The sequence below is a fragment of the Pseudomonas sp. B7 genome (assembly GCF_016735645.1).
Taxonomy (GTDB): Bacteria; Pseudomonadota; Gammaproteobacteria; order Pseudomonadales; family Pseudomonadaceae; genus Aquipseudomonas; species Aquipseudomonas glycinae.
Map to the genome: position 1 here is coordinate 767,536 of NZ_JAERRE010000001.1, position 18,560 is coordinate 786,095.

The 18,560-nt window shown below is 58.8% G+C and carries 8 protein-coding genes; 2 read left to right on the top strand and 6 right to left on the bottom strand.

Annotated features, from left to right (window positions below):
* Positions 1 to 204 precede the first annotated feature (204 nt).
* On the bottom strand, positions 205 to 3,384 hold the full coding sequence (locus tag JKA62_RS03645; protein WP_146615284.1) for a dermonecrotic toxin domain-containing protein: 3,180 nt from the start codon (positions 3,382 to 3,384) through the stop codon (positions 205 to 207).
* 313 nt (positions 3,385 to 3,697) lie between these two features.
* On the opposite strand from JKA62_RS03645, the gene JKA62_RS03650 reads away from it, so the two are divergent.
* Entirely contained in the window at positions 3,698 to 6,823 is a 3,126-nt protein-coding gene (locus JKA62_RS03650) for a transglycosylase domain-containing protein (protein ID WP_041475421.1), read from the top strand.
* Between the two features lie 151 nt (positions 6,824 to 6,974).
* Positions 6,975 to 12,029 carry an NEL-type E3 ubiquitin ligase domain-containing protein gene (locus JKA62_RS03655; RefSeq protein ID WP_050761172.1) on the top strand — a complete coding sequence of 1,685 codons (5,055 nt, stop codon included), beginning with the start codon at positions 6,975 to 6,977 and terminating at the stop codon, positions 12,027 to 12,029.
* Positions 12,030 to 12,081: 52 nt separating this feature from the next.
* On the opposite strand, the gene JKA62_RS03660 is transcribed toward JKA62_RS03655, so the two are convergent.
* From JKA62_RS03660 to JKA62_RS03680, 5 genes are read right to left on the bottom strand one after another with little or no spacing between them, the layout of a single operon-like run.
* Entirely contained in the window at positions 12,082 to 13,344 is a 1,263-nt protein-coding gene (locus JKA62_RS03660; RefSeq protein WP_011335778.1) for a hypothetical protein, read from the bottom strand.
* 52 nt (positions 13,345 to 13,396) lie between these two features.
* On the bottom strand, positions 13,397 to 13,900 hold the full coding sequence (locus JKA62_RS03665; protein ID WP_011335779.1) for a CS1 type fimbrial major subunit: 504 nt from the start codon (positions 13,898 to 13,900) through the stop codon (positions 13,397 to 13,399).
* A gap of 59 nt (positions 13,901 to 13,959) precedes the next feature.
* Entirely contained in the window at positions 13,960 to 14,700 is a 741-nt protein-coding gene (locus JKA62_RS03670; protein ID WP_201816410.1) for a molecular chaperone, read from the bottom strand.
* Between the two features lie 33 nt (positions 14,701 to 14,733).
* Positions 14,734 to 15,957, bottom strand: coding sequence for a hypothetical protein (locus tag JKA62_RS03675; protein ID WP_011335781.1), 1,224 nt, complete (start codon positions 15,955 to 15,957; stop codon positions 14,734 to 14,736).
* Positions 15,958 to 15,960: 3 nt separating this feature from the next.
* On the bottom strand, positions 15,961 to 18,483 hold the full coding sequence (locus JKA62_RS03680) for a CS1-pili formation C-terminal domain-containing protein (RefSeq protein ID WP_041475422.1): 2,523 nt from the start codon (positions 18,481 to 18,483) through the stop codon (positions 15,961 to 15,963).
* Positions 18,484 to 18,560 lie beyond the last annotated feature (77 nt).

The window sequence follows — 18,560 nt, forward strand, 5'->3', positions numbered from 1 at the left end:
GCAGAACCGTCCCGCAGAAGCAACCTGCGGGATCAGCGGGGCGTGCAGTATAAAAAGCTTGCGACAGGTTTTTTCACTCTATAAGGCATCTGATTCAGACGTAAACCTCGTCAATTAACAGGTTTACGAGACAAACCATCCTGCATTTCGAGGATTATTCACCGCGCAAATGGGCGCCGAGTATTGCACAGCAATGGTGCAACGTCACAGGCCGGCCGGTGCGACAGACCTTTCGATGGTCGTCACTGGCCGGGTCTCGACCCTCCAGACTTTCGTCCGGCCAAAGACTCGAGCCAGCGTATCGGGACGGGAAAACCAGCCCGGTTGCGCCATCGAATAGCGGGCAATGGCGGTCGCCCCCTGATTGGATTGATAGTGCAGTTTCCAGACGCGAGCCGTTCGGTCGTACCTCATGAAGGCGAAGCCCGTCAGGATCGAGTCGGGATTGCCGTTCTGGTCCAGACGGAGTCCGTAGTCCGGATACTCCATGGCGACACTCAGTCCCCATCCATGCTCTTCCCGGGCCAGATCGTTGTATTGGGCAGCTTCCTTGCCGCCCTCGACATGCCGGACCCGAAGCAGGTTTTCATCCATCTGATCCACCACCAGGGAGCAACCGCTGAAACCGGGTGTGAAGACATGATCCGGTTGCGCCCATCCAGGGTGAACGGGGATATCGACGTAACCTCCCTGCGGCGACCAGTATGCGGAAATCGCGTTCGTACGCTCAGGGAGATCACCCGCCTCAAGATCGAGGACTTTGAGTGCATTGAACTCCCCTTCCACGGCACCTGAATACTTCATGCGCTGCATGGTAAACAGGAAGCTGCCCCCGCCTTTTCGCATGTCGAGTTGCGACGCAGTCCCCTTCGACAATCCCCCCGTGATTTCTTCCATCAGATCGGTTGCAATGGGCAGTCGACCCAACTCGGGCATCTCAAGCGCCTGATGAATGCTGGTCGGTTCGATGGAATAGGGAAGCTGATGCATCTCCCCCCAATCAAATGGCAGGTGCCTCACGTCGGCGCTGGAAACCACTTCGATTTCCGGCTCCCACAAACCATTGGGCAGTCGCTTGCGCAAGAAGGAAGGACCGTCAGCCAGTGAACTGTCAGACCTGGCGCCCCCTCTCAATGACAGAGGCTGCCATCGGTCGGGCGCTACTTCCCGCAGGCGCAGCTCCGTCGCCCGATTGCTCTGCGGATCGACAATGTTGACGTCCACGATCTCGGCATTGAGATTGAACGCATCACGAATCTGATACACCGCCACAACCCCACTGTCGTCGATATTGCGGATGTAACACCATTGTCCGTCGACACTGCGGTAAATGCCTTTGCTCGGTTGAAGGCCCAGAATCAGTGACTCCTCGACTGCATATCGGGCATTGAATCGATTATCGATGCCCGACGCCGCAGCGGGATGTGCGGCAGCGACATCCAGCGAAGCCGCTTCGCCTGTTACAAGCGGACCGTAAACGGATGCGTCAGATGCGGATTCGGGCGATAGCACCGGTACGGGCCGATGCGGACTGTGGCTCCAGCCGTTCATGTTTTCAGTAAGGAAAGGCTGATACGCGCTGGCATTGCGGGGGTGGATGATGCGCCAGGTGTTGGTTGCTGGATCGAAACGTTTTTCATAAACGTGCCCCTCGACACGCACATACAGTTTGTTCGCGACAAGAAACTGGTCGCGAACATTGGGCTCGATATCGGCGAGCGACACGTTGCTCCGGTACTCCGTCAGGTCTGGTTTCCACAAACGTTTCTGTCCGCTCTCAAGTTTGATCGGCAAGAACTCCGTGCGGCCTCCCGATGCAATGCTCCCTGTCAACGCGCCCCCAGCCGCCGCAATCGCCACATTCTCCAGAACCCCGTTGATCAGCCGCCAGCCATTTTCCCGGTCGCCGAGACTCAAATCCTCAAGCCCCTCCAAAACATCATCCATCAGCTGGATCGCCGTGACGCCGAGCATCAGAACTCCGACTGCGGGTACCGTGAAGGACAGCAGGTTCAACGCCATCAAACCAATGTCCAGGAGTTGTGCAAACCAGGCACGGCGCCCGCGAGCATCAGCGTCAGCGGTAGGCACAGCGGCACTGCGTGCATCAGCCAGTAATCGATGCCTGAAGCGTCTGAAAGACACCTGCCAGATGTCGAGGCTCGTATCCCAGCGATCGCCTGAAGGGCTCACTATCAGCTCCTGCAGGAGAAAGTCCGGCGCCTTTTTTTGACGACGGGTTCTCGGATCGTTCGCAGTGACGAGTTCGGTAAAGCTGGAAAAAAACTTCGGCCGGTCTTTATGTTTTACGAAGCGGCTAAAAAACACCTGATAGTCGGTCGGTGCTTGCGGGTCGGCCTTTTCATCCTGGGACTTGCGCACAAACTGGCTGACAAGTTGAGTCTTGAGTGCCGTCAACTTCGGATAAAGTTTCAGCGGATGATCGGGATCATCCGGAATCCAGGCGATCAAGTCGTTTGGCCAGAATCCATCAACTGTTGGCAGCAATTTATCGAGAACGCTATCGTCTTCCGGATCGGCAATCTCGAAAATCGCGCAACCGTGCAATGGCATATTCATGAAGCTCATGCCGCGATACCAGAGCGACTTGCCGTCGACCTTCACATCTTTTTTGCCGTTTGCCACTTCAAGCAGGGCCCGATGATGTCTGGCCTCAATATCGCCCTTGAGCACAGCAACATGACTTGACGCTTTCAACGAAGCGCTCTGATAAGCAGTGAAGGCATCACTCAGCGCTTTAAGACCCGTCGCATCATCCAGCTTCAGTGCTTGCCGGATATGGGCCTGATAAAGCCGGCCGACATCCAGCTCTCGACACAATTCGATGAAACGAAGCGCACTGATCCTCCTATCGGTCGGTTGATCGCCTTCCCAGCCGATACGGGAAAATGACCTGAAGTCCGTTTCTGCTTCATCGAAGTTATGAAGGGCAGCTTGCAAAAACGTATAACGTTCAGTCGGCGGACGCGAAGGGGATATCGAAGAAGGAGAGAAAGCCAGCCACAAGCTTTGCACCTCGATATCAGATCCCGTCTCGCCCTTCAGCTTCGCCCTGAGCAGTGGCTCGGCGAACGCCTCCGGGGACTTGACCTGGTCCATCAGGTCACTGAAAGCAGTATGCGCGGCCACGCTTTCCTCTATGGCCCTGCGTGCCTCCGCCAGTTGTTGAGGCGACGCGCTTGTCAGCCAATCAGGTCTCGACGGCGTAATCTTTTTCAACATCTCAAGATTGGACTTCGACATATTAACAAGCGCAGGTGGAGTTGCTGCCAGCACCACCTCGGAATACTCATCGTTTAAACTTTCAAGATTATTAACTACTGCAGGCGCGAAGCGTGCAAAAGACCGGAAGTACGTACCCACGATGCAACTCCAAATCAAGAAATGAGACTTTAATAAACATCACTCAACTTGAATTTGACACTTGAAAAAAACATCAACCAATTGCAAATCCAGACAACTTTTTTCAGATTGGCGAGCGTCAGTCAGAAGCTTTTTGCTCACCTTGTTATGTTTCCCGATACAGGCGCGACGATACCTGTGCGCTTCGGATCCTCACCGCCCCGTCGCTCGGTCCTGTCACCGCTCGATGACCTTCACAATTTTTTCACCGACGCCAACCAGCGACTAAGCTTCAGTCAAGTCCGATCAATCTGCGTGAATGGATCAATCGACTATGGGCGCTTTGTGGCAAACCGATTCGAGTGAAAAAGTGGTTCCGACTGAACGTGTGGATGAAGCGCCTGTACCTGAGAAACCCCGTCGCAACCGGCATGGGTGGAAGGCTTTCTGGCTCCTGTTGGTGATCATCGCGATTGTCGTGGGCCTGGCCGCGATGAAGGAAATGCGCACCTCGCGTTTTCAGTCCCGCGAGGTCAGCCAGTACGCCGCCAAACTCAAGTACGAATTGCAACCGGGGCCCAGCGAAGCGATCCGCTATCCGGGCAACGGGCCGTTCGATCTGCGTCTGGGCTACAGCTCGCTGGACGAGTTCCTGCCGCGGCTGATCAAGCGCAACTACGTGATCACCGAGCAGACGCGCTTCTCCCCGGCCCTGCTCAACTACACCGACAAGGGCCTGTTCGTGCCCTATTCCGAAAAGATCCAGGCCGGGCTGTCGATCACCGATTGCCGCGCCGCGCCGCTGTATCAGTACAACTATCCGCAGCAGCTGTACGCGAGTTTCGATTCGATCCCGCCGGTGGTGGTCAACAGCCTGCTGTTCATCGAAAACCGTTTTCTACTTGATCCAAAACAACCGATGGCCAACCCGGCGGTGGACTGGCCGCGCTTCGGCATGGCCGCGTGGTCGCAAGTTGCCAAGCTGCTGCACTTGCCGGGGCAGTCGGCCGGTGGCAGTACCCTGGCCACGCAACTGGAGAAATACCGCCATTCACCCGATGGCCTGACGGTGTCCGGCGCGGAGAAAATCCGCCAGATGATTTCCGCCAGCGTGCGCGCCTATCAGGGTGGCCCGGACACCTTGCCGGCGCGGCAGAACATCGTTCGCGATTATCTCAACAGCGTGCCGCTGTCGGCGGTGCCGGGGCATGGTGAGGTACATGGCATGGCCGAGGGCCTGCGGGTCTGGTATGGCGCCGACTTCAACGAGGCCAACCGAACACTCGCCAGTACCGCCACCGATCCGAAATCCATGGCGGACAAGGGCCTGGCCCTGCGCGAGATGCTCTCGCTGATGATCGCCCAGCGCCGCCCTTCGCATTACCTGACCAAGGGTCGTGAAGAACTGGTCGAACTGACCAACAGCCACTTGCGCCTGCTCAAGCAGAACGGCGTGATCGACGCTGCCCTGGCCGATGCCGCGCTGGCCAGCACCATCAGCTACCGCGACTGGCAGACCCAGCCGACGATTCAGCCGATCGAAACCAACAAGGGCATCAGTGTCGCCCGCAGCCGGCTGGCGTCGATGCTCAACCGTCCGCTGTACGACCTTGACCGCCTCGACTTGTCCGCTACCAGCACCCTGCAAGGCGAGCTGCAAACCCAGGCCACTGCATACCTGAAACGACTGGCCGACCCGGCCTATGCCGCTGAAATCGGCCTGATGGGCGAACGCCTCCTGACGCCCACCAGCACCACTCAGGTGCGCTACAGCTTCACTTTGTTCGAGCTGACCCCGGACGGTTCACGCGTGCGGGTGCAGACCGACAGCACTGATCAGCCGTTCGACATCAATGAGGGCAGCAAACTGGAACTGGGCTCCACCGCCAAGATGCGGGTGCTCACCACCTACCTGCAAATCATCGCGGAGCTGCATGACAAGTACGGCGCCATGAGCGTGCCGGAACTGAAGAAAGTCGAGGTACCGGATCAGGATCGCCTGAGCCAGTGGGTGATCGACTACCTGATCCAGAACAAGGATCACGACCTGTCGAAGATGCTCTCCTCCGCCCTCGACCGCAAATACTCGGCCAGTCCTGGCGAGGCGTTTTTCACCGGTGGCGGCCTGCATGTGTTCCATAACTTTCGCAAGGAAGACAACGGTCGCCTGCCGACGCTGCGCGATGCCCTGCGCGAATCGATCAACCTGCCGTTCATTCGCCTGATGCGCGATCTGGTGCGCTACACCACCTACTCAGGTCCCAACAACAGCGCCGAACTGCTCAAGGACGACCGCGACCCAAGACGTCAGGAATACCTCGCCTCGTTTGCCGACCGAGAGGGCACCTCGTTCCTGCTCAAGTTCTGGAAAAAGTACCGGAACAAGGACACCCAGGCCCGGCTCGACACCTTCCTCGACAGCATGCGCCCGACCCCGATCCGCATGGCCGCCGTGCACCGTTACCTGCTGCCCAACGCCAGCCAGGAAGACTTCAACACCTTTGTGCGCTCGCACCTCAAGGGCGTCAAAATCACCGAAAAACTCACCGACGAACGCCTGGAACGGCTGTATCTGGCCTACGGTCCCGGCACCTACGACCTACCGGATCAGGGCTTCATCGCCAAGGTTCACCCGCTGGACCTGTGGATGATCGGCTACCTGCTCAACCACCCCGACGCGACCTTCAAGGACATCGTCAAGGCCAGCCAGTTCGAGCGTCAGGAAGTCTACAGCTGGCTGTTCAAGAGCAGGCACAAGGGTGCCCGTGACAGTCGCATCCGCACGATGCTGGAGATCGAGGCGTTCCTCGAGATCCATCAGCGCTGGCAGAAAGTCGGCTATCCGTTCGATCACCTGGTGCCGTCGCTGGCCACCGCCATCGGCAGCTCCGGCGACCGCCCCGCGGCGTTGGCCGAACTGATCGGCACCATCCTCAACGACGGTGTGCGCATGCCGACCCTGCGCATCGACAGTCTGCACTTTGCCGCCGGCACGCCTTACGAAACGAAACTGGTCAATGATCCTCACGTCGGCAAACGGGTGATGCCGTCCGAAGTGGCCACGGCGATGCGTGAAGCGCTGTCGCAGGTGGTGGACTCGGGAACGGCCAAACGTGTTTCCGGCAGTTTCAAACTGGCTGATGGAACACCGCTGACCATGGGTGGAAAAACCGGTACCGGTGACAACCGGATCGAGGCCATCGGCTCCGGCGGGCGAATTCTCAGCTCGAAATCGATCAACCGCACGGCGACCTTCGTGTTCTACATCGGCGACCACCATTTCGGCACGCTCACCGCGTTCGTGCCGGGGCGTTCGGCGGAGAACTTCAAGTTCACCTCGGCCTTGCCGGTACAGGTCCTCAAGGGCATGGCGCCGATTCTGATGCCTTACCTGCAACCGGGCAGCGACTCACAGTGCCGTGCCACGCAGACAACGACCGTGGCCCTGGCTTCAGATTGAACCGATAGTGGGCGGTAGTTATGTGTTTTATACATATCAATATTCAATGATTAACGTATCAACCCGACACGGAGACAACAGGCATTTAAACTAATTAATCGAGACATTGAACGTTAGGCTGAGAATTCATTACTTGTTCAAGGCCTGCACAATGACAGCAACATCCACATATAAAGGGCAACATTACGATTTAATTAAATCGCGCATCGATCCGGTATTCCGCGATATGCAGTTGCACCGTGCCCGAACGCTGAGAAAGACATCGTTCAACCGTGAGCCCTGGATGATGACGGCGCCGGCAACCGAGCTGGAACGCCTGTCAGCCGACAACCGTCGCGCCTGGGGTGCGCAGAACCGCATTGATCGACTGCTCGGGAGCCTGCAGGACGTTTATGCATTTGCCGAGCCTTTGCTGAAGAAGAAGTTGCTCGAACAGTTCAATATCGAAGTCGATGTGAGAAATACATACGTCAGACTCTACGCGGCGGCGACAACCCCCTGGTACGTGATTGATATCACGGAAGCGTCACGGGCCCGCACCGTTTCAATGCTCGATGCCGCACTGCACAACTTCGCGCACGGTGAAACCTATCAACACTACTCAACATTCATTATCAAAACCGATGCGGCCCGCGACTTGTTCGACGTCTCGCCGATTGGCAAAACAATCAGCATCAGCCAGTTTCAGACGCTGTGCCGGGAACTGGACATCGGGGCCCAGTACAGGGCACATCTCGAAACATTCCTGCTGAACAAGGAGCCAGTCGCCGAGACCTATCTGCGCACACGGGTCGAGCAAAGTCAGCAAGCTGCGCTGAAGGCTGCCGCCCGCATGGCGCAGATCAAAAAGGACATTGGCCCCGATGCCTACGTATTGATTCGCGAGCTGTTGCTGGGCCGGCAGAATCTGGTACTGGACGGTCAGGCCATGTGCGTCTGCGATCTGGGCCTGATGGACCTGACCTTGACGGGGATCTTGATCATTCGCCCCGACCCGGCACAGGCACAACACTCTCGGAAAATGATTGCCTACGTGCCGCACGACCCCGACCACCCGCTCAAGGAATATGCCTCCACACTGGCGTTCATGGACGAGCTGACACGCCAGTTACGGGCAAACAGAACGCTGCCGTCTTCCGGTATCAGCTATCGCCAGTTTTTCAGCCAGTTTGTTGATCAGGAACAGCGCGGGCACTTTTTCGCCGGGCTCGAGCAGCGCCTGACGTATGTCAAGTGGTACGCCAGGGAACCGGGGGATCCGCGACCGTCCTGGCGGGAAACTCCGGTCGAGAAACCTCAGCTGCAATTCAGCGCACCGCCGATCACAGCCCCCCTGTGGACGTATCTGTACCAGCAACGACTCAATAAAATTCTCAACGACGCGCGCGGTCTCGCAGTATCGACCGCCGATGCCGACAGCCAGGCGCGCTGGGCCTGGTGGGAGAACTTCAAGAAGATCGCCTCGGACATCTTCAATGCCGCGCTACTGGTGATGACGCCCTTTGTTCCGGGACTGGGCGAACTGATGATGGCCTATACCGCTTATCAGATAGTCAACGACGCCGTCGAGAGCGTGGTGGACATGATCCAGGGGCATTGGGTCGAGGCGGCAGAATATGTGGTGGGAGTCCTGACCGATGTCCTGCAACTGGAAATCTTTGCCGCCGGTTCCGAAACCGGTCACGCATTGGGGCTCAAACCGTCACTCTTGGTCGAGGGGATGAAACCGGTACAGTCGTTCGACGGCAAAACCCGTCTCTGGCACCCGGACCTCAGACCTTACGAACAACCGCAGCTGGCGCCACCGAAGACATCACGCCCCGATGCACTGGGGCTGCACAGGCATGCCGGCAAGATTGTTTTGCCACTCGAGGGCAAGCACTACGAAGTGCAGCGCGACCCGCGCAGCGGACTTCATCGGATTCGCCACCCGACACGCCCAAACGCCTATTCGCCCGAGCTGCGCCATAACGGTCAGGGAGCCTGGGTCCATGAGGGCGAAAAACCGCAGGACTGGCACGGGCCCAGGCTCATGCAACGCCTTGGTCATAGCGTCGATGGCTATACCACCGCCGAACAGGATCACCTGCGCAATATCAGCGGGACGCCGGAAGCTTCGCTGCGCCGCATGCACGTCGAAAATGCCGCTCCCCCGCCCCTGCTGACCGACACGCTCACACGCTTCAACACCTGGAATGAGGCCAAAAACGTGGGTCGGCTGATCCGCTCGGGGCAGTCGCTGGACCCGGCCTCGTACTGGTTTGAACGAATGGTGCCGGACATGCCCGGCTGGCCGGCCGACAAAGCCCTGAAGGTTTATGAAAATGCCGATCTGAGCGGTAGTTATCGACAGTACGGCAACCGGCAAGCCACGGACCGGCAGACGCTCGGCATCAGCCTGGCCGACATGATGGCCGGCAAGCTCCCGGAGCGGCTCGTGAATTTTCTGGACGATGCCGATATGAAGACCTTGCTCGGCAACCAGTATCCGAAAAACCAGCGGGCACAGGTCTTGCGCAACCAACTGGCGGATATCGTGGAAACCCGCACGCCGGACATCTTCCAGTACCAGTACCGACTCAAGGATCACAACAGCGATGCCCGGGTTCAACTGCTGCAGCAGCAGTATCCGCAACTGCCTTCCAGGGTCGCTGAAACCCTGCTGACAAGAGCGACTCCCGATGAACAGCAGGTCATGCTCGAGGAGCGACGCATCCCGCTGCGCCTTAAGGTCCAGGCCCGGGAAAGCGCTTTTGAGATCAGCGCTGCGCGCGCGGCTGAAGGCTTGCATGAGCCGGCACTGAGCGGGGTCGACACCGAACGCCTGACCCTCAATGCCCTGAAGTTTCATACCGACACGTTTGCCGATTTACGCATGGATGTGCGCGAAGGCACTTACGACGGTCCGCTACGCTGCAGCGCAGGCAGTACAGAGGCCACGACCCGACGTGTGTTGATCAGGGACGAACATGGCCAATATGAAGTGCGCGACGGCACGAACAATAAACTGCACGAGGCCGGCGACTTGTATGAGGCCATCCTGCTGGCGCTGCCTGCTGACAAGCGCGCGGCCCTGGGCTATCGCACCGGGCAGGGAGAAATGTTCAGGCAATGGGTGATGGCCAAAACCCAGGCGCCCGCCGAGCGCAGGACATTACTCGCCCGGCCCCCGATCCGCCCGGTCGTACCACTGGAAACCGAGTTGCTGCTGCGCGGAGGGGGACTGTCCAGAGATGCCCGGACCGTGGAAGAAAAAGTCAGGAACCTCTATCCGCATTTCAACGAAAACGAAGTAGCGGCTTTCAGCCGATCGCTGCATGCCAATGGCGATCCTCATGCGCATATCGATCGGCTTGAACGCGAGCTCAAGACGTTGAAGCAGGAACTCGAACAGTGGCGACAACGCTACCTTAGCAATTGGGATCCCGATGCCGCCGATACCAACCTGCCTCAAGGCTACTGGGACTATCATCGCAAGGGCGGACGCTTCATCGCCGACCGGCTGCTGGAGTGTTTCGAAAGAAAGTCCGAAGTGTTCGGCGAGCGCTCCACGAGCCTGGAGAGCGGCTATGCGCTGGATCTGTCCAAGGAGTTTCTCGCCCATGATCTTGAACGTTGGTGGCGGGAGATGCCGAGCGAGCTCAAGCCCTGGCTCGAACAGGTCACGACCCTGAACCTGGATGGCTCACGGTTCTCCCCGGCACCGAACGGTCTGCTCAAGGACTTTCATCATCTGCGTCAGTTCAGCGCCAGAGGCTGTGGATTGCCCGCACTCCCTGAAAGCGTCGGCAAGATGCGGCTGCTCGAGACACTGCGCCTGAACGACAATCAGATCCGGTTGACGCCTCCCGCCCTCGAGCAACTGCGTAATCTGACACGCCTTGAAACCCTCAGGCTGGATGACAACCCTCTGGGCACGCCGCCGAATATCGAGCGGATGCCCAGACTCAAGGTGTTGAGCCTGGTGAACGCCCATATCGACGCCTGGCCCGAGGGTTTGTTTGCGAAGGCCCGGCCTCGAGGCTTCTTTCTGGACCTGCGGATGAACACGATCAGGGATGTCCCCCAGGTACCTCTGGGCTCCAATGAAGCGCAGCTGATTGCACGTTCCCGACTTCACGGGGACCGGTTGTCGTCGTCCGCGCGCGCCACATTCGAGGCGTACAGAACGTCGGTGGGCAGGGCCCCTCACGACACCTATTCCACTGTCGCCGATGACCTGCTCGAACGGTGGCCCGTCTCTGTCGACACGTCCTTTATGGAAGAAACGGCGGGCGTGGGTGCCTACCGGGCGGAAGCCTGGCATGCGGTGGCCAGCGAACCCGGTTCCGACGGATTTTTCAGGGTTCTGCAAGACCTGACCCGTTCCGCCGATTACGAGCAGGGGGGAGAGGCGCAGGACCAGTTGACCGACCGTGTATGGCGAATGATAGGTGCCATGGACATCGATACGCCGCTGCGCGAAGACCTGTTCCTCATGTCGACCGATCCTGAAGGCTGCGAGGATGCCGGCGCCCAACTGTTCAACAACATGGGCGTCAAGGTACTTGCCTCCGAGGCCCGCTCGTTTTCCACCCACCGCGCGGAACTGGAAAGCAAGCTGGTAACGCTGGCCAAGGGCTCGGCGCGCCTTGGACAAGTCGGCGAGATCGCCCGGGCAGACATCCGGGCGCGCGAGGGCAACCCCGATGAGGTCGAGGTGCATCTGGCCTATGAAACCGGTCTGGCCAAACGCCTGGAACTGCCCTGGCAGTCCGAAGCCATGAAGTTTCGCCCGGTCGCCGGGGTCGATGACGCGACCATCGACCGTGCGTACGACACAGTGATCGAGCGCGAGACAGGCGACGGTCTGGTCAACCAGATGATCGAGCAGCCGTTCTGGGAAGCGTACTTGCGTGAGACCTGGCCTGGAGAATACGAAAGCAATAAACGTGTTCACCTGGAAAAATTCGATCTGCTGGAGGATCTGCGCTCGGCCCAGGAGGACTGGGTTCGTTCGGCACACCTGCCGCCGGAGCAACGTTATTTGCGCAGGCATGCCCTCAGTGAGCTTGCCCGCAAACTGTCCGTACCCGAGGAGGAAGTCTTCACACCAGAACCGATGAGCGACCAGACCTACGAACGCTTGCTGCGAGACATCGGCTATCAGGAGAAGGAACTGAGCAGAAGGCTGACCCGCGAAGCCATGAGCCGGGCGAGGATCTGACCCTCGCCACGCCCTGAAGGCAGCTGCCTTCAGGGCGTGGCACAGGCGCGACCTAGACCTCCGAATCCCAGATCACGGTGATGTTACCGGCATACCGTCTGGCCTTGCCGGGTTGCAACATCTGCTCCACGTAGAACGCCGGTATTTCAAAGTGCAAGGTGCCCGCCGCCCGCTCCAGAACGCGCTTGGGTTGAAAGATCGTCCCCTGCGAATCGTCCGTCAGAGGCCTTTGTCTGACCGGTTGACCGGCCATGTCGGTGATGCCGTGAGGCAGGCTCACGCTGAGGTAGACCTGCGGGAACGTCGAGCCGGTTTCGGTATCACGCAGGGCACAGGCACCGATACCGCCATACTCGCACTGGAAGAACATCTTGAATTTCGAAGAGGCGGAAATGTTGAAGGTCTGATCCCGGAACAGTCGTGCAGGCCGGCGTCCTTCCTGAAGCCAGGCCTGCCAGCCGCCCTGCGGCACCAGTTCGATCCTGTTGCCACCCGGCGGCAGGGCGACCTTGAGTACATGCTGGACATCCAGTACGAAGCGAAAGGTAAGGCTCGAATTGTCCGGCAGCATGTTGTCGCCCATGTCAAAGTCGCCGCCAGGCGCGATGGAGTAACTCAGTTCCCCCGTGTACAGCCCCGCCGACATGACCAAGGGATCGGGGGTGCGCAGTTCGTAACCCAGATCCAGGTAGTCGTAGGTCATCCACGGAATGGAGTAGGCTGCTGCCTTGCTGCACGCCGAATCGCTCGGGGTCCGCCAGAAAAACGTATAACTGTCAGGCCCGTAGGTGGCCATCGCGCCATGCTGACAGGAGCCGGGCGCACCTCCCCATGAGCCACCGACCCACAATCGATTGTGTCCCTCCAGATCGTTCGAGGCACCCGTCAGATCGGTCACGGTGTCGCTCAGGACATATTGCGATCCAAGGGCTCCGATCCGGATTTCCACGGGATGCGACTCCCCCGTCACCACATTCGAGACGTTCAGACTTCGCCACTGCGCTGGCGCCTTGAGCGTCGCCCCGGCCCGTTCGGGCGCTCCGGGTTCGATGGCGTGGATTGCGGAAAAACGCAGTGGCAACCGTAGACCGGACAGGTTGTAGGCCTTGCAATCATTGACGTACGTGGCGCAATAACCACTCTGCGGGGTCTGGTTGATGAATTGATTGTTTTGCGGATTGGCGGGATCGGGAATGAAACTGGCGCGAATCTCTTGAGTGACCGCCAGCGCCGAGGACGAAAACACTCCTGCGAGCACGTGAACAAAAAACCATCCTTTACCGAACGTCCTGACTGTTCCAAAGCTGAAATCCATTGACCCTTCCTTGCACTGAAAGCCGTGGTGATTGCTTGAGGTTGTCCTTCAATTACCCCGCCGGAGCTGCCGCGCTGAACATGATGTTGACGGTGCCGTAGTAATCACCCGGCTTGTAGCCTCCGGCCTGCTCCCTGGGCTCGATCTCCAGGGGCACCCGCACGCCGAGCTTTGCCTCTTCGGCCGACACCACTTGTTGGGGGAACGGATTGTTGGTGAGTTCCTTGCCGTTGAATGTCACCCGCAAATTGATGTTTTCCCGAGAATCGCGGCCATTGGTCAGATAGGGAAAACTCTCCAGGCGTGCTTCTATGGCACTGCTGTCATGTTTCACATCAAAGTTGCGACGCAGCGTTCCCAGCTTCGAAGTGTGCACATTCCAGTGCAGGCGCTGTTCACGATGTATCCAGTCCGGCTCGCTGGGGATGACATAGAAGTTCAAGGTGGGGATATCCACCGAAACGAAGAATTCGATTTCCTCGCGTGCGGCGAATGCCCAGGTGCCCGTCAACGCCAACCCGCTGGCTGAGGTCAGAGCGATCCATTGTCTGATCATTTTTCCGATACCCGTTACTTGCATGAATGAAGAGCAATTGCCTGTGCCTTCGGGCGCTGTCAGCCGGTGACACGCAGGTTTTTCTTCGCCTCACCTTCGACCAGGATGAAGCGGTACTCACGTCCCGGCTTCTTTTCGAATTCGAATGATTTGCCGGCCATGACATGGTGCTTGGTAGTTGGCTCGCAGTCGGTTTCATCGGTTTTCGAACAGCTCTTGAACTCGTCGATCACCACCACCGTATTGCCGTTGTTACGCACCTTGTAAGCACCGGCACTGTCTTCGATCACGCTGTCGAAACGCGTATTGGCCGGACGCACGAAGAAAATGGTGCCGAAGCCGGCCATGACGTTCACGCCCGCCGTCAGCGTCTTTTTGTAGTCCTCGCGCTCTTCCTGAGAAACCGCGAATTCGTCTTCCTTTTCCGGCACCACCGGCACGAACCGCACCCGGAAATAACGCTCCTTGTCCCGCTCGCCCATAAACAGTAACCGGGTGCCCTGCATGCCCTGGGCCGGAATGATCAAGCGGGCCGGGCTGGCCATCAGACCGTCCCGCGCACTGGCATCGGCCTGGACTTTCACGGGCACTTCGGAGGATGTGCCATCGGCGTTGTAAATGATTTCCAGCACATTGATCTTGACGAATGCCGTGCTGTCACCGCTGTTGTAGACACGTTTCAGATACGTGCTTTTATCACCGGCCAGATAGTCGTAGACGACGCCGATATTGATGTTCGGACCGGCGTACGCACTTTGAAAAAGCAAACCTGCCACCAGCAGAGCAACGAGTTGTTTCATCAGCAGAACCTCGATTTGAGTACAGTGACTCGATCAGATTTCCGAATCCCAAATCACCACGACCGTACTGGAATACCTGTTTCCACGATCAGCCTTGAGTATTCGTTCGGTGTTGGCCTTGTCGATTTCGAAATGCAGGGTTCCGGGCTTGCGATCGACATAGATTCCCGGTTGAAAAAAGATGGCCCTCGACTCCTGCGGGAACAGTTCCTGTCGCTTGACTGGCCGTCCACTGGTGTCGGTCAAACCGTTGGGCAGGGTCACACTGACGATGATCGGTGTGCCGTAGTTGGTCCCCTCATTCCATAATCCACAGGCCGTTACCGTTCCGGAGCCGCACTCCAGGTACATCTTGAATCTGGAGCTGGCCGAGATGTGGAAGGTCTGGTCACTGAACAGGCGTTCCGGGGCCCGCCCTGAATTCAACCAGCGCTGCCACCCGCCCTCGGGCTGCAAGGTAATCCGGTTGCCACCCGGTGGCAGATCCACCTTCAGTGTGTGCTGTACGTCCAGCACGAAATCCAGCGTGAGGTTGCCGTCATCCGCCCCCATGAACGGCCCCATCGTGAAATCGGCGCTGCCTCGACCGACGCTGTAGGTCAACGATCCGGTGTACAACCCGGACGACATGCTCAAGGGATCAGGCGTGCGCAACTCATAGGCGATATCGAGGTAGTCGAAGGACATGTGCCCCACGTCGAACGCCGCCGTCTTGATGCAGGTTCCCGGCTGCGGCGTTTTCCAGAAAAACTGGTAAGTGGTCGGGCTGTAATAGCCAACGCCGCTGTACTCGCATGGCGGCGGTGCGTATACCCAGGAATTGCCGGTCCACAACTTTCGATGCCCCTCAAGCACATCGGTCTGTCCCGTCAGTTCGGTGACCGGTTTACTCAGTTGAAACTTCGACCCGATACCGCTGATACGGACTTCAACGATGCTTGTTTGCTGAGTTTCATGATTGATCACGTTCAACTGTCGCCATTCGGACGGCACTTTTACCCACACGCCGTTACCCGAAAACATGGGCGTGAAGGTGCTGAAGCGAATCGGCACCTGAATACTGAACATGTTGTTGTCCGCGCATTGGGCCGGATGACTGGCGCAATAACCACTGTTCGGCGTCTTGTTGATGAACACGTTTTTATTGGGTTGCGACGGATCGGGCTGGAACAGCGCCCGGATCTCCTGGTTCGCTGCCTGCGCCCCTGACATGCCCAGCACTGTCAGCAAACCCAGCCAACACGCTGTTTTCTTCATCGCTCAGCCCGCCTTCTGTTCGGTGAATGTGGCATCGGCCAGGGTGTCGGGGCTGCAACGCAGGTCACCAATCATCAGCACGTTGTTCTCCACTCGCCCCTGTTGCGGATCGAGGCGGAACTGGCACAGCAACTGGTCCGCGTAGCGAACCTCCAGCGTCGGAGAACCCTCGTTCATTTCCATGGAGAAGAACCCGTCCACTTCGCTCACCCCGCGGCTGGCGTGATTGATGACGTGGTGCCCCTTGAGCGGTCGCCCCTGGGGGTCGAGCAGACGGCCGAGCACGGTCAGGGTTTTCATCACTTTCACCTTGCGATACTCCACGCCGCCCTTGTTCAAGTGATAACGGGCGCGCGGCGGTTCGATGGACGCTGCCGGCACGTCGTTGCCTTCGAAGTCGAAGCTGACCGAGCTGTTCTTGTAGGCCGTAAGGGGAATGAAGTTGCGTCCCGGCCGCAGGGATGCGCTGCCACCACTCAAGTCGTCGGCGCGCAAAGCGATGCCGTCGATATCGGACTCGACATCCACGATCATTCCCGCTCCGCGCCCCTGGTGCTGGCTGGTCATCACGATCTGCTGCCTACCGATGGCCACAGTGCTGTCGAGGTTCAGGCCACCGGTGTAATTGCCGTTATAGGACGAGCGCTGGACGAAACCATCGCCGTTGACCGTGTCGGTGCTGAAATAAGCCTGACCGTTCAAGCCGATTCCGTAGGTGTCGGTGATCATGGTCGCCGCCACGCTTTGCAGCACGTGATCCTCAAGGGTTTTGCGGTAACCCAGCGAAGCGTTGTTGTCCCGGCTGCCGTCCCGTGCGGTGCGCGTGCCGATGCTGCCGGAAATCTGCTGCCCCGGTCCGCCGAGCGCCACGTTCAGGCTCAGATCAATACCCCGGTTGCGCGCATCGCCACTGCTGTAACTGCCCGGCCGGTCGAACACCGACAGCCGCCAGTTCGAATCACTGCCAAACACCGTCGTGCGCTGGGTCCAGCCCAGGTCGACGCCAATGCCTTCGACGTTACCTTCACTGTGGGCAACCCGGGCATTTAGCGAACTGTTGCGGCTGACGCGATGGTTCAGGGCCAGAGAGGAATTGCTGGTCTGCCCGGTGAACACGTTGCGCTGACGGATGCGCGTGCCGTCCGGCAGCGTGTCGTAAATATTGGTGGTGTCCAGCCAGCTGCGGTTGTGACTGATCACCAGACTGCCGGCGCCATAGTTGTAGAGGCCCTGCAGATCGATGCCGGTGCCATGGTCTTCGGTCTGGTAGAAGTTGGCGTACAGACTGGTGCTGTTGGCCAGGGTCCAGTCGATGGAGGTGCCGTATTGCAGCTTTTCCCGAACCTGACGCGCCGACAGCCCGAGGACGACCCGCGGGTGCAGCAAATAGTTGAGCGAAGCCCCTGCGGTGGCGTCGCCACTGGCCTGCTTGTCCCAGTTGCTGAGCAGTTTGGTTTCCTGACCGGCAAACAGGTTGTAGCGCCAGCGCTCGTCGGGGTTACGCCAGTTGCTCGGCTTGTAGACCAGCTCCTGGGTGCTCGATGTCGTCTGACCGTCCTCGATCAGGCGCACTTCCACTTCATAAATCCCGCCGGGCAAGGGCCGGGTATCGAGGGTCTGCAAACCGGCGGGCACCGACTGGGTGTTGATGAGCAGACCGTCGCGGTAGATTTCCACCGAGGCCTGACGGTTGGCGGTGACATAGATCGGGTAGACGCTCGGGTTTTGCAGGTCGATCGCCAGGCTGTCGGAACTGCCGTACATCAAGCCCACGGTGGTATCGGGGCTGGTGCCGAATGAGCGCAGCTGACGGGTCAAGCCTTCCGACGTGGGGGTGAAATAGCCCAGTCGCAGAAAACTGCCTTGCAGCTCGCGCTGGGTATGCAGCTCGTAGACGGCGTGATAGAGCTTGTCGTCCGGACCACCGAGACGGGCCAGCTGCATGTTGAACGTCTGGCTCCAGTTGCCCAGGCTGCCGTTGGCCTCCAGGCCGAAACGCCCACCCAGATCCTGCTCCTGGCCGCCGTTGAGGTTGAGCTGGTTACGCACGATCAGACCGGTGCTGCCATTTTCCGGCTGGTCGTAGAAACGCTTGGCTTCGACGTCGCGTTCGGCATTCTCGGTCAGGATGGAGACGAGGGAGTTTTCCAGGTTGTAATGCACCGCCAGCATTTGCTCGGGGCATTGACCGGCGCATGATCCCAGCGCCACGCCGGGCTTGAGATAGCTCGCCCACTTTTCCCGTTCGACAGCGCCGAAACGGTTCTCGCTGGTGTCGGTGAATTCGAGCAGGGTGAGGCGGTCATCACGAGACAGCACAATCATCGCTTCGCCCAACGGCTGATGGTCGAGTTCGACCCGAACAGCCAGAGGGACATCAAAAAAGTGCTCCTCGAAGTCTTTCGGCAAGCCTTTGGCTTGCGCGAGCAAACTACGCGGCGTCGTACCGGCAGGTTCGGAAGCCACTACTGCGCCAGCACACAACAACAGCGCAAGCGCAGCCGCGACGGGGGTCATCGGGAACATGAACACGGACTCTGATTGCGAACGGAAAAAAGTCCGGCTGACAGACATTCGCGTCAGCCAGCCGGCTTTTGTTACTT